Consider the following 21285-nt stretch of genomic DNA (forward strand, 5'->3'; position numbering starts at 1 on the left):
TTTTTTTATTTTTGTTTTGCTATTAATATCTTCAATTCAAACTGCATTGTGAAATATACGCATTTTGACTCCGTAATTGATTCCCTAATTGATTCCCTAATTGATTCCCTAATTGAGTCCCTAATTTCTGTCTCGGTTTCAACCATAGTTTCGAGCTCGCATTCGTTCCTATGTACCGTCAAGATTTGTTGCGAGTTCAGTATGAAGGGTCTAGAATCGATTGCTCCAACGCAAGCTTTTTCATCTGCGACCAGTCAGGAAACAAGCCGCAAGGCCGCCATTCAATTCCCTAAAAAAGCTCATTATGCGACTTGACCAACTATTTCTAAGCGACAGCCAGGCGCTCCCCTTACTCACCGGCACTTATGATCACCCGCTAGTGGCACTGTCATTATTTGTCGCCGTCTTAGCTGGGATTATGGCATTTCAACTGGCAGGCATGGCACGCATAGAAAAGCGCCCCTTCAATCACCAAATCTATTTACTCTCAGGTGCCTTCGTGTTGGGATCAGGAGTATGGTCCATGCACTTCATCGGGATGCTGGCGTTTAGTGTTTGTAGTACCGTCAGATACGATCCCACCATCACTTTGGCCTCGATGTTGCCAAGTTTCCTGGCTTCATGGGTCGCCTTGTTATTGATCGCAAAAGACAAAATCACCCGCTGGCAACTCATCGTCAGCGGCGTATCCGTGGGTACGGGTATTGGCATCATGCATTACAGTGGAATGACGGCGGTTCACCAATCTTTGACCCTGCGTTTTGAACCATGGATTTTTGGCGTGTCGATTATTCTTGCGGTCAGCTTGTCTGTACTCGCCCTATGGCTGCGTTTTCGACTGACTGCGCATCAACGCCTCAGCCAAGGACAAATTAATGTAGTCAGCGGCGTAGTACTCGGAATCGCGATTTCCGGCATGCATTACACAGGTATGTCTGCCACCCGCTTCATCAACAACGCTGAACCAGGCATTGGGCCAGTATCCAATTTCAATCTAGCTTTATCCATCGCAAGTATTACGACGCTGGCCATACTCATTACGGTGGCGGGAAATATCTTATTACGGTATCGCAGCATTTATCAGCGCATGGTACAAAATGAAGAACGCATGCGCACGATTGTCGAAACCGCGGTCGACGGCATTATCACTATCGACCATCAAGGCATTATTCGCGCTTTCAATAGTGCCGCAGAAAGCATTTTCGGTTGGTACGCCAACGAAGCCATCGGAGAAAATATACGCTTCCTGATACCCGAACCTGCACTGACCTCTTCAAGTCTTCCACGACCAGCTGACGGACTGGCGTATCTACGTAGTAGCGACGCAAAGCTAGTCGGTTCGGGGCGTGAAGTAACAGGTCGGCGCAAAGATGGTCAACACTTTCCACTCCGTCTCGCACTCGGCGAAGCAGCCGTTCACAATGAAATGCTATACGTGGGTTTTATCACGGACATCAGTGAGCGTAAAAAAATGGAAGAAGCTTTACGCAACAGCGAACGGCAATATCGCTCGTTGATAGGCAATTTGCCTGGTATTGCATTTCGCTGTCGCAATGATGACAGTTGGAGCAAAATATTTATTAGTGATGCAGTCGAACGTTTGACTGGCTGGCCACCGGAAGAATTTATGTCCGGCAGAAAAACCATTTTAGAATTGGTGCATCCCGAAGACCAAGATTGTGCCACGCGCGGCGTTCGGGAAATGTTGGATACGAAGCAGGCGTATGCGATCGAATATCGCATCATAGATCGTGGTGGCAAAGAGCACTGGGTTTCTGAAAGCGCCAGCGGTGTCGTCGGCAGCAATGGCGTCATAGAATGGATAGATGGCGTCATCATAGACATCACCGATAGCAAACGTCGCAACGCTGAATTTGAAGGCGTAGTGAATGCCATTGGGCGTTCCTTGGCAGTCATAGAATTTGATTTGAACGGCACGATTTTACAGGCCAACGCTAATTTCCTAAATATTACCGGATACCGCCTCGACGAATTGGTTGGTTATCATCATTCCTTGCTGTGTTCTACGCAGGATGCCAGCTCAAGTGAATATCAACAGTTATGGAAAAATCTGCGGCAAGGCATTTACACTTCGGGTGAATTTCATCGCTTTGGTAAACATCACAAAGAGATCTGGATACACGGCAGCTACAATCCCATTTTTGACCCCGATGGACAGCCGTACAAGATCATCAAATTTGCCAGCGATCTTTCCGAACGTCATATGATGGAACAGGATCTGCGCGAAGCGAAAGCCAAGGCAGAAAACGCAGCAGCTGCGAAAAATACTTTCCTCGCGAATATGAGCCATGAAATTCGTACGCCGATGAACGCGATATTGGGTTTCACGGATGTCTTACTGAGCGAACCGGTGAATGACACGCAACGTCGTCATTTGAGTACAGTGAGAAATTCTGCGCGTTCCTTGTTGAGTCTATTGAACGATATTCTTGACACTGCAAAGCTAGAACATGGCGCAGTCGAATTGGAAATTCGCGATTTCTCATTACGTGAAGTTTGCATGCAGGTACTTGCTACTCTACGTATTAATGCACAAGCAAAATCACTGCCATTGGTTCTCGATTACCCGGAATCAGTACCAGAATATTTTCAGGGCGATGCACTGCGGATTCAACAGATACTTTTAAATCTGCTCGGCAACGCCATCAAATTTACCGAAAAAGGGCAAGTTCTGCTGCAGTTGGCTATGCAAGAGGATCGCGTACATTTGGTCGTGCAAGACACCGGGATAGGAATCGCCGCGGATCGCCTCAGCCACATCTTCGATCCCTTCGCGCAAGCCGATGCCTCCATGAGCCGGCGCTTTGGCGGCACAGGTCTGGGCACCACTATCGCACGCCAATTGATTGAATTAATGGATGGCAAAATTTGGGTGGAAAGCGAAGTCGGCGTGGGAAGTCAATTCCACGTTGAACTACCTCTTCAAATTGGCAATGTCGTACTGGCGAGTGACGAACAAGCGATGATCGATCTGCCGCCATTACGCATACTGGCGGTAGATGATGTACCGCAGAATCTGGAACTATTACAGGTCATGCTAGGCCGTCTGGGTCACAATCTGTGCACAGCGCGTAACGGTGCAGAGGCCGTGAAAAAATTCACTGATGACGAATTCGACATTATCTTAATGGACGTGCAAATGCCGGTCATGAATGGATTAGAAGCAAGTCAGATGATACGGATCTTAGAGGAGCAAAAAGCACTCGCGCCAACACCGATTATCGCGTTTTCTGCCAGTGTGTTAGAAGCAGATGTCAAAGCTGCCAAACTTGCGGGCATGGATGGTTTTGCACACAAACCTATCGACCTGCTGCGCTTGACACAAGAGATCGCGCGCTTACTCAACATCGAAGTCAAAATTGATGCAAAAAATCACAACCACAATCACGCACTCTATCAACTAAATGGCTCAGTAATCGACTGGAGTCGGGGGCACAATTTATGGGGTAGTGAACAACGTCATCGGGAAGCCATTCGTCAATTCTTAAGTGGCTTTCGGGACGCCGTACCGCGTATGCGAAAATTACTCGATAAGCACGGAGAATTGGCGGAGCAAATCCATAAGTTAAAAGGCGCGGCAGGCAATCTCGCCTTAGCGCGAATCAGCAATCTCAGCAATACGATTGAACTTGTATTGAGCGCCAGCGATCACACTGAACTCCCGTCTCTATTAAACAAACTAGCCGATGAAATGATCAATGTGGCCGAAACGCTAGGCGAAATTGATACTCCCGATACGCAAGCTAATTTGACCAGTGCGTCGATAGACTCTGCGCGTTTGCTAAAGCTCCTACAAGACTTAGACGGCGCTTTAGCGCACGGCGAACTGGCCGAAACCGTTCTCGCCGAACTCGCCAAATTATTGCCTACGGCTGATTTTAAGGCACTTGATCAAATCGTTAATTCATTTGATTTTGACGCCGCCAGACAAATGGTTAACGACTTACAGCATCACTATCATCAGGAAGGAAACGCGGAATGAACTTAGCAGACGAACGTCCCAAAATTTTGATCGTCGATGACGCGCCTACCAATTTACAAATCTTGCGTCAGGTACTGCATGAAGACTATCGCCTTCTCTTTGCACTCGACGGTGAAAAGGCTTTAAAACTGGCACAAGATGAATTGCCAAATCTGATTTTGCTCGATGTCATGATGCCCGGCCTAACTGGTCTGGAAACTTGCAAGTTACTCAAAGAGAACCCAACAACCAAAGCCATACCGGTGATCTTCGTCACCGCCTTGAGTGAAGCGAGCGATGAGTCTGCTGGTTTTGATGTGGGCGCGGTCGATTACATCACCAAGCCTATCAGCCCTGCTATCGTGAAAGCACGGGTCAAAACCCATTTATCTCTGGTAGGCGCCGATGAATTACAAAAGACTCGCCTGCAAATCATTCAATGTCTGGGACGTGCCGCCGAATATCGTGATAATGAAACTGGCCTGCATGTCATACGCATGAGTCACTATGCCCGCATCCTGGCACTGGCGGCAGGATACAGTGCACGTTATGCCGAAGAATTATTTAATGCCGCTCCCATGCATGACATAGGCAAAATTGGCACGCCAGATTCAGTATTATTAAAACCTGGAAAACTCGACGAAGAAGAATGGCGGCTCATGCAAAAGCATGTGCTAATGGGTGCGGAAATTTTGGGCGAACACGACTCTCCCCTACTACAAATGGCGTACACCATCGCGCTTCACCATCACGAAAAATACGATGGAACTGGATATCCACATCAAATCGCGGGCGAAGCCATCCCGATTGAAGCACGTATCGTCGCAATCGCCGATGTATTCGACGCGCTGACCTCGGTACGGCCTTACAAGAAAGCATGGACTGTGGAAGAAGCAGTCGACTTATTACAGAAAGAAAAAACGAAGCACTTTGATCCAGAATTGGTCGATCTTTTTATTACGCAATTGCCAGCAGTGCTGGAAATTATGCATCTGTATGCTGAAGACACGGCAGAAAAAAATTGAACTGACGATATCGACAAATTAGATCAACAAATGAGAGAATATTTTTCGCGAAAAATTCTTGGCTCACACTGACGGCGCATTCGCCCTATTCGCCCTATTCGCCCTATTCGCCCTATTCGCTCAATTCTCTCAATTCATTCTTTTCATTCAATTGCTCCGCAAAATCACCAGTTCTTGTGTGAGTCTCGCTATCTCCAGATCTTTTGCATCCAGAGCTTTCTTTACGTCAACCGCATCGAAGCGCATAGGAATATGCTGCGGACAATTCGCATCCCATGCGCTGATACGTATCACAACGACTTGCTCTGGTTTCGCGGAATAATTCTCCGGCATCAAACTGGCGAGCAGTGCAGGATCGTCTTCAATCACGGTCGCCTCTCCCCAAATTTTGATGCGTTGCCTATGTGCGTAATCCATCAAGAATAAATGAACTTGGGGATTTTCGGCGAGATTACCTTGCGAGATAAATTGCTTGTTCCCGCTGAAATCAACAAATGCCAAGCGATGCCCATCCAACACGTGCAGGAAGCCCGCCGGGCCGCCACGATGCTGTATATATGGTTGCCCATCCGCGTTGGCAGTCGCCATATAGAAGCTCGTTTGCATGGCAATGAAATCACGCAATTGACTTGTCACCGTCGATTCCCACGAACCATTTTGCTCCATGCGCGCATAAGCATGGCGCGAACCTTTGCGTGCTTGCAGGGCTTTCACGCTGGACGTAAATGCAATGTCACTGGTGTACTCGTATTGTTTCCTCATATTGCGTCCTCATATCAGTACCTATTCTTAAACGATCTTGGAATTAAATACCCGCTTCCTTACGTAAGCGCAAAAACGATACGCTGAGCGCACTCGAAGCCTGAGTATAAGCACTGCCCGCATTCAACATTGTCTCTGCTAATTCAAATTGCTGGGTGTTGACAGCCTTTGCAATCTTGGCGACTTCACGATGAAATACCACATGCTTGTGGATACAATCCCCATGTGCCGATAAGCGCCCGTAACTGACTTTGCCAGGACCATGTAACCATTGCCCTAATTCGCAACAATCATCTCTGGATAAGCTAAGCAAGTCGAGTTGTTGACGCTTAGCAATCGCCGTACGCAGTTTGGTTTTCCATTGTGCGTGGGTTTCTACCGCATTATCGAGATTCATGTGAGCTCCTAAATCATTTCAAAAATTTTGAAAAAACGAAAAATCAAAACTTAAATGCGTGAAAAAAATAGTGAAAGTCAACGCGAGCCTGCAAAGTGAATCACGCAACACCTGGCGCGTGAGCATTGCAGACTAGCGACGTTCCTACTTTCAAAAAAAGATTAAGCAGCCTTCGCATGCACTACCGGAAAATCAATATCGGTGTGAGCAACATTGTTGACATAATTAGTTAACACGTTCAATGCCACCGTCACGACGATTTCGAGCACCGCAGCCTGATCAAATCCTGCTAAACCTAAGCTCGCCAAATCTGCATCGCTAACTTGCCCGCGAGATTGCGCAACACGCATGGCAAACTTCAATGCCGCTTCGGTGCGAGCATCTTCTGAGCGCGCATCGCGTGCGGCAGCGATCTCAGCATCACTGATACGCGCCACATTGCGCCCCAAATAATCATGGGCGGACAGGCAGTAATCACAGGCGTTGTATTCCGCAACAGCAAGTGCAATCCGCTCACGTAAGGCGACATTGATCGACGCCTTAGCGAGTGCACCATTGAGCGACAAATAAGCTTCTAGTGCGGCTGGACTCTGTCCGAGCAGCTTCATCAGATTTGGCACCATCCCTAATTGTTTTTGCACAGCATCGAGCATAGGTTTGGCGGCTTCCAGAGTATTTTCGGTGGTAGGAATTGTGATACGGGACATGATGATCTCCATGATAAATAAAATAAGAAATTGAAAAACCTCATCGCCTGGTTACCGGAGTAAATTCATTTGGCTCAGCGAATGTCTGTACTATATTTATTTATTCAATCGATTAGAATCACTGCTAAAATTAATTCACTATTCCAATTTTCGGAATAATTAAGCGATCTCAAGGTAAATACATGGACAAATTTCACTTAATTAGCGTGTTTGTCGCTGTGGTTGACACTCAGGGCTTCGCTGCGGCGGCGCGCAAACTCAATCTGTCACCACCTGCTGTAACGCGTGCAATGAATGAATTGGAAACCGCCTTAGGCTTGCGTCTGCTCACGCGCACCACGCGCACGGTGAGGGTCACTGAAGCCGGTGAACGTTATGTACAAGACTGTCGGCGCATACTGGCTGAATTGGTCGACGCAGATGAGTCGGTCAGTGGCATGCACACAGCGCCGCGCGGACGTCTCTGCATCACTGCCCCGGTATTATTTGGCAGCAAGTACGTGACGCCCATCGTCACAGAATATCTACATCGCTATCCCGAAGTGAGCGCGTCTTGTATGTTCTTAGACCGTATCGTCAATCTAGTCGATGAAGGTATCGACATCGCTATCCGGATCGGGGAGTTGCCGGATTCCAGTATGCAAGCAATTCGGGTAGGTCAGGTACGACGCGTGATTTGTGGCGCTCCCGGCTATCTCCAACAACATGGTATTCCTGTCTCGCCAACTGATTTACATCAACACCATATTATTTCCGCCAGCAGCGTTACGCCCTATCCGGAATGGAAGCTTATTGAAAACGGTGAACAACGGTCAATACGACTACAAGCACGGATGATTACCACGACCAATGATTCTGCATTAACGGCAGCGTTGAGCGGATTTGGATTAACTCGTTTATTGTCATATCAAATCGCGGAGCATTTGCAAACAGGCCAATTAAAAACGGTATTACCTGAATATGAACCAGCGCCATTACCGGTACACGTTGTTCATCGCGAAGGCCGCCAAGCCTCACAGCGGGTACGATCATTTTTGGATTTGATCGTTGAACGCTTGCGACAAGATAGCGCACTCAATCCGACAAAAAATCTGTCTTCATAAAATTGCGATAAGAAATACGCTAGCCAGATGCAGTGCCGTAAGTACCTTTCTTACTATCTGCATCGAGATGTTCACAAAACTTACGCGCGATCAAGCATCTTCCATTTTTCAATCAGGTCAATTGATTGAAGTAAGCCTTAGCCGTTAAATTTTCTACATTGTCGGATGAACTAGAGCGCACCAGTCATATTCGTACTCCATGCAAGTTACCTCAGTGATCGCAATAAAACTCGGCATCATTTGTCAGTAAGCGCTTATCCCAAAGCGTCCCCCTCCACTCAATTGCACACAACAAGTCTGGCTTACAGGTAAATGACGAGTAAACGGAAAATTGACACGCGTTGATACGTGTAAATCAATATTTCTAATTACGACATTTTCAAAATCTCTCCGAGATTGACGCAGATAGGTCGCTATTTTGCGAAAAATCCGACTGGCACAGACTTTGCTATTTCGAAAACACAAAGACTTACTTCATTCAACTTTACGACGAAAGGAATTTACTATGCGTAACAAGTCCAATTTAGTATTAGCCAGCTTATTGGTCTCTTCCAATTTGCTAGGCCTGATAGGCACCAGCAATATCGCCATCGCGCAAACTTCCACACCGGCCAAAGCGCTCTCATCTAATGCACAAAAATATCAACAGATGTGTCAGGCTGCTGGTGGCTACTTTCAGACTGGCACAGTGAACACACCTGCCAATAGTGATTACCCACAAGTGACCAACTATAAATCTGGCAAAAAACTCAAAGGCATTCCACTCTCGCATACACATATAGAAATCACGTCCACGATAGACGGCAATGTGTATGACGTCGCGATTGATAATGTGTTTGCGAATGACTACAACAAAAATCAATACACCGTTCCCGCTTCGTATGCGAAAGGCATAGTCGGTGGTGGAACTCTGTATTTGTGCAGCGGCAATCCCTCCAAAGTTCCGTATTCAGAAAACGAAGGCATCGCTAATTCCGGCTTTGATTGGGTACACACGAATTGCGCACAAAGCGGTTTTTCCAGCACCTTCCAAAACGGTTTTATTTACAACGATAAGAACGTCAATCTGACAAATAGCCAAACTTATTGCTACTTGTGGCCATAAGCAAAATCGGCGTGTCTCTCGATTGATAGATCTCCGCACCAGACCGCACTGCGCACACTCAGAATTGATTGATATCTGATATGCGCGGTGCCAAGCCTTCCCCGTTTCCAAAGAAAAGGACAACTATGAAACAACGTACAAAAGTCATCATCGATACCGATGTCGATTTTGATGACTACATGGCGATTGTGTACCTGATGCAAAACCCCGAAGTAGAAGTTATCGCCATTTCAGTCACCGGCTGTGGTGCCGTGCATCTGAATAAAGGTGTAGCGAATGTCGCCAACTTGCTCACTCTGTTCGGCAAAGATGCTTTGTCCTTACCAGTGCTACGCGGAGCAAAAGCGCCTATGCGTTATAGCAATGTGTTTCCCGCCGACGTACGCACAGGTGCCGATGATCACTATGCAGCAGAATTCCCAGGCATCAATCCAACACCGCAGATTCATGATGCACAAACCTGGTTACGTGATTTCTTCTTAAACAATGATGACAAAGTCACGCTACTGTCTATTGGTGGCGGCACTAATTTTGGCAACCTATTTTTGACTACACAAAGTGATGATGTGCTAAAACAAAAAATCCTTTCCGGGCTAGAGCAAATTGTCATGATGGGTGGCAATCTCTTGCCTCGCTATATTTCACCCGGTGCGATGGGCAATATAGAACCGACCTTGGGTGACAATATTATTTACCGCAACACGGTCGCGGAATGGAATATTTTTGTTGATCCGCTCGGTGCGCAAACCATGTTTGAATTTGGTGTACCAATTCGTCTGATCGCACTCAATGCGACCAATGATGTGCCGCTAGATCAATCCTTCGTCGACGACCTGAAAGCCATCAATACTCCGCAAGCACAATTCCTCAGCGCAGTATTAGCCTACCCATCGAATGCAGCGGGGATTGGGACTTATCTCTCCTTCTGGGATCCACTAGCAGCTTGCACCATTACCGATCCGTCTTTAGTGACGACCGATATTTACAAGCTCATCGTGTGGCAAGAGTTGGATGAAGAAGATGATCAATCCGCGAGTCTGGTCGTCGACACACTAAACGGTGCGCCGATAGAAGTCGCGGTTGCCGCCTCCAAAGACGCGGTCTACGCAGAATTTTTGCGTGTGCTGAGCCTGCCGCTTCCGGATACCAAATGAAGTAAGAATAAATCGAAGCGAATACGACGCCTCGGTGTCGCAATCGCTTCTTTTTCTGCAAACAATCTACAACCATATAGGGAGTCTAATAATTATGAAACGTCTCATTCAAGTCAGCGTACTCGGGCTGGCAAGTCTGTCCGGCCTGGCCTTCGCAGCCAACCCACCTAGCACAAAACCAGCCAATACATCAGCCAACACCTGCACCGGCACTTATCCTAGCTATTGGCAGGACATCGCACCAAAATTCAGTGGTATGTGGCAAGGTCAGGACATTAGCAATGCACCAACCGGTGCTTACTCTGGCCCAGTGTTTAAACTGTCGGATGCCTATCCACGTCAACCAGTTGATGACAAGGCAAACCAACCATGGCGCGCGGCGAAATTCGATGCCATGTTTGATCCAGCCACCAGCCAAGATAAGAAAGCCAAACTCGCTAAAGAATATGCATGGTTGGTCTACAACTATGCCTTATCAGGCAACGTCAATCGCCCGGCACAGACCGATTTTGATGTCTGCGAAAATCCAGTGCGCCCTTGGTATCACATTGCGTTTCAAACCTATGATCCGCTCAGTGGCCGTGAATTTATCCATGGTTTGACACGTGAAGCACCCGTGACTTTTTCAATTAAATCAGGCACAGGCACGGCGGCAACTACGATGTGGGCAGTCGCCATTTACAATGCCACAGCGGCCTATACTTTGGGGCAAGTCTGGCAAAAAGATGGCACCGCAAAAGTACCTAGCGCCAACATCCATTTTGATGAAGGTTCCGTTATCGCGAAACCTTTATTCAATACTGCAACACTTGACCAACTACCAGTCTTAGCAAACATGCCGCGCTGGAACGCGAATATTTCTGACCCGAGTTTTTGTGCGACGCCAGACAACGCGACTATGGCGGAACAATCACAACTCTGCCCACGCAATTACGCGAAATGGAACGACGTCAAATTAATGCAATTTGATATTTCTGTATCGGATAAACGCGCCAAAGGCACAGGTTGGGTGTACGGCACTTTTGTCGCTGATGGTCGTCGCAAAGCCAATGTCAAAGACCAATGGCAGCGCGTGAGCCTGCTAGGCTTAATGTGGGGCAACGATACACCGCCACCGGGTCAATTGGCTTACAACTTTCCCGCAGATCCACGCAAAAATGGATTTAAAGAAGAAGTCATTTTTTGGGATGTGGTCGATGAACTCAATTCCTTTGGCGGCACAGGCACTGTGCAACGCATGGGACATTTAGGTTCTAACCACCGTTTAAACGGTCCTGCCGACAACGCTAATAGTTCATGCATGTCGTGCCACGGTTCGGCATCGGTTCCAGATTCGACTTTCACAACACCACCATTATTGGCGCAATTCTCTGATATGACAAAACAATCAGTCGCACTGGTGAATGGCTTAAAAACCCAAGGCCTGGATCGCAGTGGTGCAGTCGCTACAGAAAATAATGGAGTCACGTTCTCTGAAATGGATGCGATCTATTTTGCCAATGTCATGGCGAGCACTTCCTTCAACATGACCACTCCTACCGGTAAAAATGTGATGGGCGACGGTGTACCTGCGTATCCAAATCCAGCTCAAAAAACCTGGATATCACTCGACTATTCTTTGCAATTGTCCATGTCGCTAAAACAATGGATGCAATGGCAGGCGGATCAGGCCGCACAAACACCGGCGCAAAGTCGTAAGTTTGTTAAGGCATTACGTCGTGCGCAGTAAAATAAATGCGCACGTAATTAAAAGTGACTAGATCAATGGGAGGCACTGTAAGTAATGGTGCCTCTCATTCATTTCTAATGCACAAAATCAGAGTTGTTTTTCATCAGTAAATTTTTAGTTTTATTTAAGCGCTTTAAATATTAAATACGCGTTTAGTTCAATCGCTGCAGCAGCTTCTTAATATCGACCGCATAGAAATATTTTTGTGGCACATAAAGCGTTTTGCATTCAAGCTCCACATCTGCACCTTCAGCCAATTGCAGTTTTACTTTTCCTCTAGCACGACAGGCATCAAGATAGGCTGTTAAGCTATTCGCATTGCCGAAAATCTTATGTCCTTCAACGCCGATTATTTTCATACCCTTTCTAAGTAACTTGCAGGTCTTCAAATCATCGACAATTAAACCATCGCTGGCTTCAAACATGCTGCTCCCACCGCAATCGTCGCGCATCAAGATCCCGAAAGCTTTCTTCATCATGACATCAAGTTGACTCTGATTTGGCGGCGTTAAATGTGCTAAGCCAGTCGCAGTCACAAATTCTTGCCAGACCTCTGCCATGGATGTGCGGCTTGCAAATAGCTGCGGTAACCATTGCGGGTGGCAATCAAGCCTCTTCCCACATTCGAGCGCATCGTAAAAATCTGGGCGCTCGCCGTTCTGTATATGTGCATAAAACTCAGCAAAGTTATGTATGGCTGGCGCTGGATTCTGGCGGGCTGCCAGGCCAAATGCATACGCAGCTAAGCCACAACGATATTCCAACTGACGTGCCCCCACATAGCTTGCTGATAAAGTTTGCCATGCCTTATTTTCTGTCCCTAACAGGCAACGATTTAGGGCATCATCCAAGTCATTGGCGGCTTCTTCTTGATTCATCCAACCCATTTTCAGTGAAGTATACCAACGCAAATATTCCCCCCCGCCTTCGTGAATCACACGACTGATAGGATAAATATCAACCTCATCTCTCTTTTGAAAACGATGACTAAATTCATGGGCAACAAATTTAGTGATTAAGGTATTGGTGTCAGGCGTCACTTGATCTGGCCAGTTAAACAGAATCAAGCGCAATACATTTCCCGCATCACCATCGAAACCTATATCACCCGGATGTTTGAGCTTAGCGGCGGCGATGATAGGCATCATAAAGCGCGCTTTGGGCATTGCGTCTTTTAAATAAGAGATCGTTTTTTGCGATACTTCTTTTATGCGTGCCACATTCGGCGGCGACAGTGTAGGATCGATATAGCTAAGAACACCCTGTTCAACCACGAGAGGATTAGATGAAAAAAGTACAGGAAAACTAATCTCGCTGGCTGGAGATATACGCGCCTGTGTACTTACTTGCTGACCTTCAAAAGCTATATTCGGCGCAATCATTTCATAGCTGATGTCGCCACATCGGGTATCGACCTGATAGTTGCTAGTATGTGCATACAAGAACTCGCCCATAGGAAATGCAGCAGGATAACCACTTACTTTATTGATGTTGGCTGGCACGCTGAAAGTCGCAACCCGGCAACTGCCGGAGCCCGCCTTCGGTGTTTCACGTGCCTTTAAGTAATCGCCGTCTAACACAAAGCACTCATTATCCGCTTTCCAGCTCACGCGTATCAGCGCCGCACTCGGCCCATCTTTTTCAAATTTGAGTTGCGGGCAATTCGGTGGCAAATGGTATTCGACCTTTAGCCCTTGTCCGGCTTCAAAGCGCAATTTGATATCGACTTGTGCCAGCACGCTCGATGCAGCGACACTAAGCGACATGCCAAGAAAAAGCTTAGTGAGTGAATGTAAAGTGCCGCTTCCGTGCTTATGCAGATGCATAGTATTTCCCTAGTGATCTAAGATTTCTGTTTAAAAAATGCCAGGCTTGCGCAAGTGCCTGACTATCAATTATAGTCGCCGATTTTCTCGGCATCATAATAATGGTTGTCACCAACATCGACCCGGCTAGGTAGCAATCGCATACCTGCTACGTTCAGAGATTTTTCATAAACTGCACGTCCCAAGGATAATGATGGTATCCCTGTCGTCAAATCAACCCAACTACACGACGCGACAGGTGCAGTAAATAAGAAACGACCACCCGGCGCTAGCAGTTTTCCCACCCTATGAATCAAAGCAATCTGCTCCGCCTCACTCAACAAAAACATCAAACCCACCGCAATTACGACATCAAATTCCAAACCAAAAAAATCACTATCCTGCACTTTCGCACATTGCACTGGCACCGCAGGAAAACGCTTTGCGAATTCAGCCAATAAAGTAGAAGAACTATCCATCGCCCACACCCGCAAGCCAGCCTCGGTCAACACGCTGGTCACTGGATAGCCCGCTCCAGAAGCGAGCTCCAATACTCTTGCACCGGGTGGTAAGCCGACACACCAAGCTTTGATCACATCCGCACCTATTGTCGATGTATCGCGAGCTTGCATGAATGCTAGTGCGTGTGCTTCGTAGGCTGTGGCGGAGTCTGTATACATTTTTTGAAGTGGATTTATTACGATGTATATTTAGGCGAAACTCAATTGACAGAAAAAATAAAGAAACACCATAAACAACAATCAAAAACAATCACTGAGATTTTTCCGACACGCTATTTTCCCGACAAAGGACGACAAGGGATATCAAAATCGACGTGATAATGTTCATCATGCCTAATCCACGGTTCCCCCTGCATAAACGAGATATTCTGTTTTATCCAATCACCTCTCTTAGTCTTATACAATCTCGGGAGGTAACTTTTTTCGAAAATTACGCGAGAAATTTTCACACCTTGATCTGATGCAGCGGTGCTTAATGCAAAAAGATGCTCTGCGATTGCTTCAAAGTCGATGCTTAAATCTTTGTAATGAGCATACGAATCAAATTCAATGTCATATCCAAATTTGTTCGCGATGCTGGTTGGTAGTGGAATGGAAAGACCCGACGCGCTCTTAACCGCAACCATAAAATCTACTGCCAAACCATTTTGATGAGTTCTGTGAGGCCGCAAGCGCCCACCATGCTCCCACCCCGACTCACCGTACACATATTTCTTATCAGGTGCCGAAGTTCTCAGAGACTGATAAGCAATTTCGATGATGGTCGCAACTTTGGCATGAACGTAGGTTCGGCCTGCCAATACACCGATTGAACTATACGGCGTGAAGTTAGTTCCTGACTCGGGTATCTTCTTTCCTCCTTCTAGGCGCCCTTTTGCAGACGTTCCATAACAGATGCTTTCAGCCTGCACTGAACTTGTATCAAAAAACCATGCTGTCGTCATCACAAACAAAAATACACCAAACCGACAATTGAATTTCATACTTAATCTACATTCAGACATGCGAGCCATCTCTCCAAGCCTCAGGTGTAGAACTCGAAAACTCAAACCCCGAAAACAAAACAATGAATTCAGCACCAGACACAAACAACATACGCATCTCAATTCCCTGAGACAATTTTTCATATTCCCAATAGCCAAGATCGCCAAGTTCTTGCTCAACATAGTCTGCTTGCGGGAAAATCTGTTCGAATCGCGAAACACTAAGAAACTGCAAATGATATCTGACAGGAAATTGAAACTCATAGTCCCAACCAAGAAAATCCATATTCAATTTAGCGTCGACTTGCGAAAAAGCGATACGCTTTATTTCTGCATCATGCAGAGTATGAAGTTCATTAAATTGAATCAATTCTTTCGGCAATTGATCTTGTATGGATTCTAAGTAAGCGTTGTACTCTGCAAACAATTGCTGGGCATCTTCGCAGCCATTTTCCCACCAGGCTTTTGTAAAATATTTCATCACCACTCCATCTTATAAAGCAGAATAAATACTACTCCGCCACAACGAAGATGACCAATCATTGATCAATGGATTAATGGATTAATAGCCTTCAATTCATTTTTTCGGCAACTAATTTATTGCTACTTCACAAACTTTGAGCACATGCTTTAGTACACCAGTATGTAACGAACGCCCGACGATATGATAACAACCACCACCAATACTTTCCGCATAGCCAGATTGCTCACAATGTTTCAGTACTAGCTCTTGATAATTTTGAATAAATTTATCTGCGCACACCTTAGATTTACCGCTCAACTCATTGAATAGCTGATGTATCTTCTTATCGTCCTCCTCTGAATTTTTCTCAAATTTTATGCGCGGATCGTCGATTAATTCAATCACTTCGATATCAATCAAACGATTAATAAAGCTATCACTCGTCTTTGATAAAGCTACACCGAATGTCATTTTTACGAATTTACCTGCATTTACTTCATCGAATAGTGTCAGTACACGTTGACTTCCTGTAAAACCAATATGAATTTCGGCTCCGTCAAAAGTCTCAATTTGCGTGGAACGCATTTCTTTATCCTCGTCGTCTGCCTTAGTCAGTTTGAGTCGGCCATGATGTGTTTCTAATTGCTGAACATTCAATGAAGATCCATTTGCTACAAACCATCGCAACGGATAAAAAATGATGTTATAGGTTGGCCTAAAGATATGTTGTTTCAAAAAATTTTCACGCTCGTAAGGATAGATAATATCGTGAGAAATAGTGAAAAATAGACCTGAATACGCTGCCATGAGTACAGTTAGCACTCCAATCAAATAGATAACTTTGTGTATTAAACGTAGCATGTTCTTTTAAAGTCAGGTTTTCGGAGCGAGGTCACCAAATTTTTGATCTCACACCATCTAAATAAATTCGAGATCAATCAAAAAATTTCAGTCAACCATTCCTATGAATTCATTTTCGTTAAAAAAGAATTTCTCCGCTACCATAGTTTCCACCAAGGTTTATTAGATTTCGGAACGTCAGGTAAATCAACTTCTATGAACGAAGGTATGTCTTCTATGAGTTCCCCATATTTAAAGCGCCTATCGACCAAGTCCTGAATCAGTTTGCCGAACGATGGTGCAACGATGCCAAATCCAAATGGATCATGGCAGCAATAATAGACAGAGAGTTCACCATTGTCGGCTGACTCGCGAGGATCGAAAGCGAGATAGTTTCCACAATCATCGGTAGATATGGCAATAAATCCGTCGAACTTCACTCCGGGCATATCAAATGCGTAAAGTTCGGATGGATTTAACATGCGAAGCTCATTTTCGAAATCACCAATTCCCAATGCTATGCAAAACTGTAGGTAGCTTTCTGGCAAATGAAACCCTAGCGTATCGGCCGCATTTCTTAGCTCCACTTCGCTGGGATTGTCTCGCGGTGCAAATATTAATTGTTGTCGTTTATTTTTCGCAGTTGCGACTTGACTCAGAAGAACTTCATCAATCATCCTTTAAGACTCTTTCACAAAATTTTGTTACTTGCAATATTTTTGTAAGCAATGGAAGGGCGAATCGAGTTACATTTTTCGACAGCTTATTCATCCTAACTTTCACGTCCGACTTACTTCTTTTTCGGTTCAGATGGCGCGACTCTATACAGAGCGATACCAAGAACAACGACAAGTGAGGGTAACAATACGACAGTCCATCGAAGCACTAAGTCATCAGAAGGAACACCTTCGACCAATATCGTTCCTCCAGGAAGGATGCTGGGTATGCCGTACATCGTTGAAATAGCGCCGCCCACTATAAAACTAAGCGCCATCACACGACGAGTTAGAAAATTAAATGACTTCCAGTGAATTTCTGAATATTTCATACCATCCAATCTTAGATGTTTGGCTCTCCGCATCACTTACAATACCGAAAAAAATTTCACAACTAGTGTAAGCACTATCGAACTACAAAAAATTCTCAAACTGCGATTAGGCCATTGAAGAAAAAATCTTAATGTTGATTAAGATTGCGTCCACATTGATGACAACGCGAGTCAAAAAGACGTCGCGGCATTGTTAATGCTCAACACTTCGCCACCATAAGAGACAGGTGTATCGCAATCCGGACATTTGATCCAGTATCCAACTATTCCAGCCGCAATCACGATGCCGAAAAATAGAAATTCAAAGAAAATCCAATCCGAAAAAAATACTCTTAATACTCCAAGCGAGCAAATGGCAGCGGTGAAGAACAATAAATATTTTTGAAATGGTGTCATCGATCCTCACGATTCATCCAAGAAAATTGGCAAACAAATTTCAATCAAGGATTCCGCATGATTCCAGCGAAATCGGTGGTCGTATCTTTCAAAGTGAATGAATATTGAACGCTCATGTTGATAGTGAGAATTCGGCAAATAATGTCGATATATGTCGGAGAGTGTTTTCGCGATTCCTCGCGTAGAGCCACGGTGTTCAAACACGAGGTAATGACTTGCCGGAATCTGCATCATTTGAAACCCGGGCGGAGTTGCAGCAGGCGCAGGAATGCCGCAAAAATAGCGATAGTCGGCACCGTCACTGTAAGTCAGCGCGTATTTTTTCCAATGCCCACTTTGCGCTAAGCGATTTGCAGTCAGGGCTTGATTAAATTTTTTCCAAAAGCTTGCGCATAGAACGGCATTTTCTGACTGCGACATTGACATTTGAAACGAATGCCCGCACAGGCTAAAGCTTGGCAGATATTCGGTTCGACTGACTAGAGGATTGTGCATTGTTGATTGACTGTGAAGGCGCGTTATTTTTAATTGTCACATTTTGGATCTCGCACAGTTATCGTTCAATAACAATGACATGCGCCTGTATCTTAGCTTCAACCACACCATACCCGAACCTCTTTGCAATTTCCATTTCTGCAGCGGTGGTGGCGTTAGCTAGACCGGAAGAATTTCTCGCCTCAATTTCACTTCTGAGCAAAGTTCCTTGGCAATACGCGATTGCGGGAATACGTGGCGAATCTGCACGACTGTTTGAAGCGACTGTGGTAATTACCGGTGCGCTAGCAAATCCTCCCTCACTCAGATGCTGCGCGATGATTGCCGTATCGGCATAACCATGCGGCGTGCGCGCCATGAAGCGCGGTGGATCATCCGGAAACATCTGCTGTAGCGCGAAGGTGACAGCCTCAGCGAATTCATTCTGCTCTATCGCATCCCAAACGTTAAAGATGAAACGACCTCCCGGACGCAAAACACGCCGAGCTTCCGCGAATGCCTTAGGCTTGTCAGGAAAAAACATCGCACCAAACTGACATACCAATAGATCAAAACTCTCATCCGAGAACGGTAACTGCATCGCGTCAGCTTGCTGCCATTCCACTGGTCGTGCTGTACCGATGGCAATAGCACGATCTAACATCGCCTGATTCAAATCCGTCGCAAGGATGCGAACTTCGGGTGCTAGGCCATTGGCAAGCTGCCGGGTCACGACACCGGTACCTGCTGCAATTTCAAGCACGCTTGACGGTCGTAAGGCTACGACACGTGCTGCGAGATCAAGAGCGTAAGGCTCAAAAATCAAAGGTACCATGTACTCTTCATACAGCTGTGGAATTGAGCCGGTAAAGAGAGTATCCACTTCAGATACTGGCATGCTTGCCTCCATGAGTATTAATCTGACCTAATGAGCAAAATCGCCAGCAGTACTTACTAGCGTCAACGTCTTTGTATTCCGCATTCCATGCTTAGGCAGCGCACCGCAAGTGATTGACCGCTCGCGTCATTCCTAGCCAGGCGTGGCACTGATATGGAACAGCCCCCACCCATGACCATCGGGATCAACAAAGCTATGTGAATACATGAACCCTAAGTCCCCAGGCTGATCATAAGTCGTACCTCCTGCTGCGAGCGCCTTAGCCACAAGGCGATCGACCTCCTCACGGCTCTCACAGCAAAGATTGATCAACATTTCTACTGCTGTGCTGGTATCGCAAATGGTTTTTGGCGTGAAATCCCGAAATCTCTCCCGCGTACACAACATAACAAAAATCGCGTCGCTGATGACGATGCACTCGCCACTTTCGCTAGAAAACTGTGGATTATTTTCAAACCCAAGTGCCTTGAAAAAAGGCCAAGGATTTGGAAAGATCAGCGACCGGGAGGTTGAGGTAAATTTGTTTGCTCATAGAATTCTCCTAACTATTCTGACTCAAGGCGATGCGTGATGGGGTTCTAGCTAAGGAAGCAAGAAGTACGAAGTAAGAAGTGCGAACACATATCTGACTGATAGCTTAATTCGCATTCTATCAATGAAAAACAAATGCATAAGATTTTGAGCAAGGAAGCGACAAGATATTTTTCGCATCGTTACATTCGTCATCCTATATAAATCACAAGCCCACACCAAGATATTTTCTTCCTCAGATGAAATCCGCCCAAGACAAATGCTTGCCTATCGGCATAAATTGAATATATACTTCATATACGTTTCATATAGTGTGCAGATAAAAGGAAAACATATGGGTATCGTCAACATCGACGACGAATTGCATGATCAAATGCGCAAAGCCAGCTCTGTGGGCTGTCGTTCGATCAATGCGCAGGCGGCGTTTTGGATCAAAGTAGGGATGTTGTGCGAGATGAATCCGACCATGAGTTTTAATCAGATCATCGCGCAAGAAATGCAGGCAGCTGGCGTCGAGACCAAAGCACTTAGGGTTGCGGCGACATGAGCAATACCATCATCAAGCAAGCCGAAGAAATCGTATTGATGGCGGAATCCGGAAAATTATTAGCACGTGTGTTTAACCATCTCGATCAGCTTAATCTAATCGGCATGTCGACCATGGAAGTCAACGATATCGTCGATCACTACATCGTGCATGAACTGCAAGCGCGCCCTGCGAGTAAAGGGCAGTACGGTTATGCCTATGCGCTAAATTCATCACGTAACAAGGTCGTTTGCCACGGCGTACCCTCACCCACTGAAGTTTTGCAAAATGGCGATATTGTGAATTTCGATATCACCTTAGAAAAACACGGTTACATCGCAGATTCCAGCAAAACTTATCTCGTCGGTGAAGTCTCCAAAGCAGCGCAACGCTTAGTGCAAGTAACGCACGAAGCTCTGTGGAAAGGCATCAAAGCTGTGCGACCTGGCGCACGCCTTGGTGATATCGGTTTTGCGATAGAAACCCATGCACGCAAAAATGGTTACTCAGTCGTACGAGAATATTGTGGCCACGGCATAGGTCGCGAAATGCATGAAGCACCAGAAGTACTGCACTGGGGCAAACCACGCACAGGACTACTTTTACGCGAAGGCATGGTATTCACCATCGAACCCATGATCAATCAAGGCGGGAATGCAGTACAAACGGAAGATGATGGCTGGTCGGTTGTCACAGTTGATGGCAAACTGTCTGCGCAGTTTGAACATACGGTGGCGGTCACGAGCGATGGTGTGCGGGTATTAACTTTGCGTGAAGATGAAAAGTGTTGATGGGCTTTGGGTTGATTCGATTTGATTGAAATACACGAGCTGCGT

21 protein-coding genes are annotated in these 21285 nt (G+C 46.0%); 8 read left to right on the forward strand and 13 right to left on the reverse strand.

All coding sequences use genetic code 11. The features are described 5' to 3' along the window. Positions 1-304: 304 nt before the first annotated feature. Together H8K55_RS07120 and H8K55_RS07125 are read left to right on the forward strand one after the other, a co-directional pair. A complete protein-coding gene (locus tag H8K55_RS07120; RefSeq protein ID WP_186941380.1) occupies positions 305-4003 on the forward strand; it encodes a PAS domain S-box protein in 3699 nt (1232 codons plus the stop codon). Continuing rightward, complete coding sequence (locus H8K55_RS07125) at positions 4000-5007, forward strand: HD domain-containing phosphohydrolase (protein WP_186941381.1); 1008 nt, start codon at positions 4000-4002, stop codon at positions 5005-5007. Before H8K55_RS07120 ends, H8K55_RS07125 begins: the two co-directional genes overlap by 4 nt. 147 nt (positions 5008-5154) lie before the next feature. Here the strand turns inward: H8K55_RS07125 and H8K55_RS07130 are convergent, their stop codons facing one another. The 3 genes from H8K55_RS07130 to H8K55_RS07140 all read right to left on the reverse strand — a co-directional run bounded on the left by H8K55_RS07130 (position 5155) and on the right by H8K55_RS07140 (position 6873). Continuing rightward, positions 5155-5769: a pyridoxamine 5'-phosphate oxidase family protein gene (locus H8K55_RS07130; RefSeq protein ID WP_186941382.1), complete on the reverse strand. Its 615-nt coding sequence runs from the start codon at positions 5767-5769 to the stop codon at positions 5155-5157. A gap of 43 nt (positions 5770-5812) precedes the next feature. After that, positions 5813-6166 (reverse strand): CZB domain-containing protein, encoded by a 354-nt coding sequence (locus H8K55_RS07135; protein WP_186941383.1) that lies wholly within the window; start codon positions 6164-6166, stop codon positions 5813-5815. 161 nt (positions 6167-6327) lie between these two features. Continuing rightward, complete coding sequence (locus tag H8K55_RS07140; RefSeq protein WP_186941384.1) at positions 6328-6873, reverse strand: carboxymuconolactone decarboxylase family protein; 546 nt, start codon at positions 6871-6873, stop codon at positions 6328-6330. Positions 6874-7055: 182 nt separating this feature from the next. Between H8K55_RS07140 and H8K55_RS07145 the strand changes: the two genes are divergently transcribed. The 4 genes from H8K55_RS07145 (at position 7056) to H8K55_RS07160 (ending at position 11964) form a co-directional block, all read left to right on the forward strand. Next, the gene (locus H8K55_RS07145; protein WP_186941385.1) at positions 7056-7976 is read left to right on the forward strand and encodes a LysR family transcriptional regulator; all 921 of its coding nucleotides are present in this window, start codon (positions 7056-7058) and stop codon (positions 7974-7976) included. A gap of 505 nt (positions 7977-8481) precedes the next feature. After that, positions 8482-9081: a hypothetical protein gene (locus tag H8K55_RS07150; RefSeq protein WP_186941386.1), complete on the forward strand. Its 600-nt coding sequence runs from the start codon at positions 8482-8484 to the stop codon at positions 9079-9081. A 125-nt stretch (positions 9082-9206) separates the two neighbouring features. After that, complete coding sequence (locus H8K55_RS07155; RefSeq protein ID WP_186941387.1) at positions 9207-10235, forward strand: nucleoside hydrolase; 1029 nt, start codon at positions 9207-9209, stop codon at positions 10233-10235. Between the two features lie 94 nt (positions 10236-10329). Next, positions 10330-11964: a hypothetical protein gene (locus H8K55_RS07160; protein ID WP_186941388.1), complete on the forward strand. Its 1635-nt coding sequence runs from the start codon at positions 10330-10332 to the stop codon at positions 11962-11964. Between the two features lie 152 nt (positions 11965-12116). Here the strand turns inward: H8K55_RS07160 and H8K55_RS07165 are convergent, their stop codons facing one another. The 10 genes from H8K55_RS07165 to H8K55_RS07210 all read right to left on the reverse strand — a co-directional run bounded on the left by H8K55_RS07165 (position 12117) and on the right by H8K55_RS07210 (position 19392). Then, a complete protein-coding gene (locus H8K55_RS07165; protein ID WP_186941389.1) occupies positions 12117-13790 on the reverse strand; it encodes a hypothetical protein in 1674 nt (557 codons plus the stop codon). A gap of 65 nt (positions 13791-13855) precedes the next feature. After that, positions 13856-14449 (reverse strand): class I SAM-dependent methyltransferase, encoded by a 594-nt coding sequence (locus H8K55_RS07170; protein WP_186941390.1) that lies wholly within the window; start codon positions 14447-14449, stop codon positions 13856-13858. Between the two features lie 113 nt (positions 14450-14562). Further along, complete coding sequence (locus tag H8K55_RS07175; protein ID WP_186941391.1) at positions 14563-15234, reverse strand: penicillin-insensitive murein endopeptidase; 672 nt, start codon at positions 15232-15234, stop codon at positions 14563-14565. Positions 15235-15286: 52 nt separating this feature from the next. Further along, on the reverse strand, positions 15287-15754 hold the full coding sequence (locus tag H8K55_RS07180; RefSeq protein WP_186941392.1) for a DUF4085 family protein: 468 nt from the start codon (positions 15752-15754) through the stop codon (positions 15287-15289). A gap of 111 nt (positions 15755-15865) precedes the next feature. Continuing rightward, positions 15866-16543, reverse strand: a complete 678-nt coding sequence (locus H8K55_RS07185; RefSeq protein WP_186941393.1) for a hypothetical protein — start codon at positions 16541-16543, stop codon at positions 15866-15868. A gap of 191 nt (positions 16544-16734) precedes the next feature. Continuing rightward, positions 16735-17253, reverse strand: a complete 519-nt coding sequence (locus tag H8K55_RS07190; RefSeq protein ID WP_186941394.1) for an SMI1/KNR4 family protein — start codon at positions 17251-17253, stop codon at positions 16735-16737. A gap of 113 nt (positions 17254-17366) precedes the next feature. Further along, positions 17367-17624 (reverse strand): hypothetical protein, encoded by a 258-nt coding sequence (locus H8K55_RS07195; protein WP_186941395.1) that lies wholly within the window; start codon positions 17622-17624, stop codon positions 17367-17369. A 171-nt stretch (positions 17625-17795) separates the two neighbouring features. Next, positions 17796-18020 (reverse strand): hypothetical protein, encoded by a 225-nt coding sequence (locus H8K55_RS07200; RefSeq protein WP_186941396.1) that lies wholly within the window; start codon positions 18018-18020, stop codon positions 17796-17798. Between the two features lie 6 nt (positions 18021-18026). Continuing rightward, positions 18027-18515, reverse strand: a complete 489-nt coding sequence (locus H8K55_RS07205; RefSeq protein WP_186941397.1) for a GyrI-like domain-containing protein — start codon at positions 18513-18515, stop codon at positions 18027-18029. A gap of 58 nt (positions 18516-18573) precedes the next feature. Beyond that, entirely contained in the window at positions 18574-19392 is an 819-nt protein-coding gene (locus tag H8K55_RS07210) for a class I SAM-dependent methyltransferase (protein ID WP_186941398.1), read from the reverse strand. Between the two features lie 865 nt (positions 19393-20257). On the opposite strand from H8K55_RS07210, the gene H8K55_RS07215 reads away from it, so the two are divergent. Both H8K55_RS07215 and map read left to right on the forward strand, forming a co-directional pair. Beyond that, positions 20258-20470, forward strand: a complete 213-nt coding sequence (locus tag H8K55_RS07215; protein ID WP_186941399.1) for a ParD-like family protein — start codon at positions 20258-20260, stop codon at positions 20468-20470. Between the two features lie 8 nt (positions 20471-20478). After that, on the forward strand, positions 20479-21240 hold the full coding sequence (gene map / locus H8K55_RS07220; protein WP_186941439.1) for a type I methionyl aminopeptidase: 762 nt from the start codon (positions 20479-20481) through the stop codon (positions 21238-21240). Positions 21241-21285: the final 45 nt, after the last annotated feature.

Source organism: Affinundibacterium flavidum, from assembly GCF_014284175.1.
Classification (GTDB): domain Bacteria; phylum Pseudomonadota; class Gammaproteobacteria; order Burkholderiales; family Burkholderiaceae_D; genus Undibacterium; species Undibacterium flavidum.

What these genes read in the sequence shown, in the direction of transcription:
- H8K55_RS07205 (WP_186941397.1), bottom strand. Translation starts at nt 18,515, where the DNA reads ATGCACAATCCTCTAGTCAGTCGAACCGAATATCTGCCAAGCTTTAGC.
- H8K55_RS07145 (WP_186941385.1), top strand. Translation starts at nt 7,056, where the DNA reads ATGGACAAATTTCACTTAATTAGCGTGTTTGTCGCTGTGGTTGACACT.
- H8K55_RS07135 (WP_186941383.1), bottom strand. Translation starts at nt 6,166, where the DNA reads ATGAATCTCGATAATGCGGTAGAAACCCACGCACAATGGAAAACCAAA.
- H8K55_RS07200 (WP_186941396.1), bottom strand. Translation starts at nt 18,020, where the DNA reads ATGACACCATTTCAAAAATATTTATTGTTCTTCACCGCTGCCATTTGC.
- H8K55_RS07180 (WP_186941392.1), bottom strand. Translation starts at nt 15,754, where the DNA reads ATGAAATATTTTACAAAAGCCTGGTGGGAAAATGGCTGCGAAGATGCC.
- H8K55_RS07195 (WP_186941395.1), bottom strand. Translation starts at nt 17,624, where the DNA reads ATGAAATATTCAGAAATTCACTGGAAGTCATTTAATTTTCTAACTCGT.
- H8K55_RS07215 (WP_186941399.1), top strand. Translation starts at nt 20,258, where the DNA reads ATGGGTATCGTCAACATCGACGACGAATTGCATGATCAAATGCGCAAA.
- H8K55_RS07170 (WP_186941390.1), bottom strand. Translation starts at nt 14,449, where the DNA reads ATGTATACAGACTCCGCCACAGCCTACGAAGCACACGCACTAGCATTC.
- H8K55_RS07190 (WP_186941394.1), bottom strand. Translation starts at nt 17,253, where the DNA reads ATGATTGATGAAGTTCTTCTGAGTCAAGTCGCAACTGCGAAAAATAAA.
- H8K55_RS07120 (WP_186941380.1), top strand. Translation starts at nt 305, where the DNA reads ATGCGACTTGACCAACTATTTCTAAGCGACAGCCAGGCGCTCCCCTTA.
- H8K55_RS07160 (WP_186941388.1), top strand. Translation starts at nt 10,330, where the DNA reads ATGAAACGTCTCATTCAAGTCAGCGTACTCGGGCTGGCAAGTCTGTCC.
- H8K55_RS07125 (WP_186941381.1), top strand. Translation starts at nt 4,000, where the DNA reads ATGAACTTAGCAGACGAACGTCCCAAAATTTTGATCGTCGATGACGCG.
- H8K55_RS07155 (WP_186941387.1), top strand. Translation starts at nt 9,207, where the DNA reads ATGAAACAACGTACAAAAGTCATCATCGATACCGATGTCGATTTTGAT.
- H8K55_RS07210 (WP_186941398.1), bottom strand. Translation starts at nt 19,392, where the DNA reads ATGCCAGTATCTGAAGTGGATACTCTCTTTACCGGCTCAATTCCACAG.
- H8K55_RS07130 (WP_186941382.1), bottom strand. Translation starts at nt 5,769, where the DNA reads ATGAGGAAACAATACGAGTACACCAGTGACATTGCATTTACGTCCAGC.
- H8K55_RS07150 (WP_186941386.1), top strand. Translation starts at nt 8,482, where the DNA reads ATGCGTAACAAGTCCAATTTAGTATTAGCCAGCTTATTGGTCTCTTCC.
- H8K55_RS07140 (WP_186941384.1), bottom strand. Translation starts at nt 6,873, where the DNA reads ATGTCCCGTATCACAATTCCTACCACCGAAAATACTCTGGAAGCCGCC.
- H8K55_RS07175 (WP_186941391.1), bottom strand. Translation starts at nt 15,234, where the DNA reads ATGACGACAGCATGGTTTTTTGATACAAGTTCAGTGCAGGCTGAAAGC.
- H8K55_RS07185 (WP_186941393.1), bottom strand. Translation starts at nt 16,543, where the DNA reads ATGGCAGCGTATTCAGGTCTATTTTTCACTATTTCTCACGATATTATC.
- H8K55_RS07165 (WP_186941389.1), bottom strand. Translation starts at nt 13,790, where the DNA reads ATGCATCTGCATAAGCACGGAAGCGGCACTTTACATTCACTCACTAAG.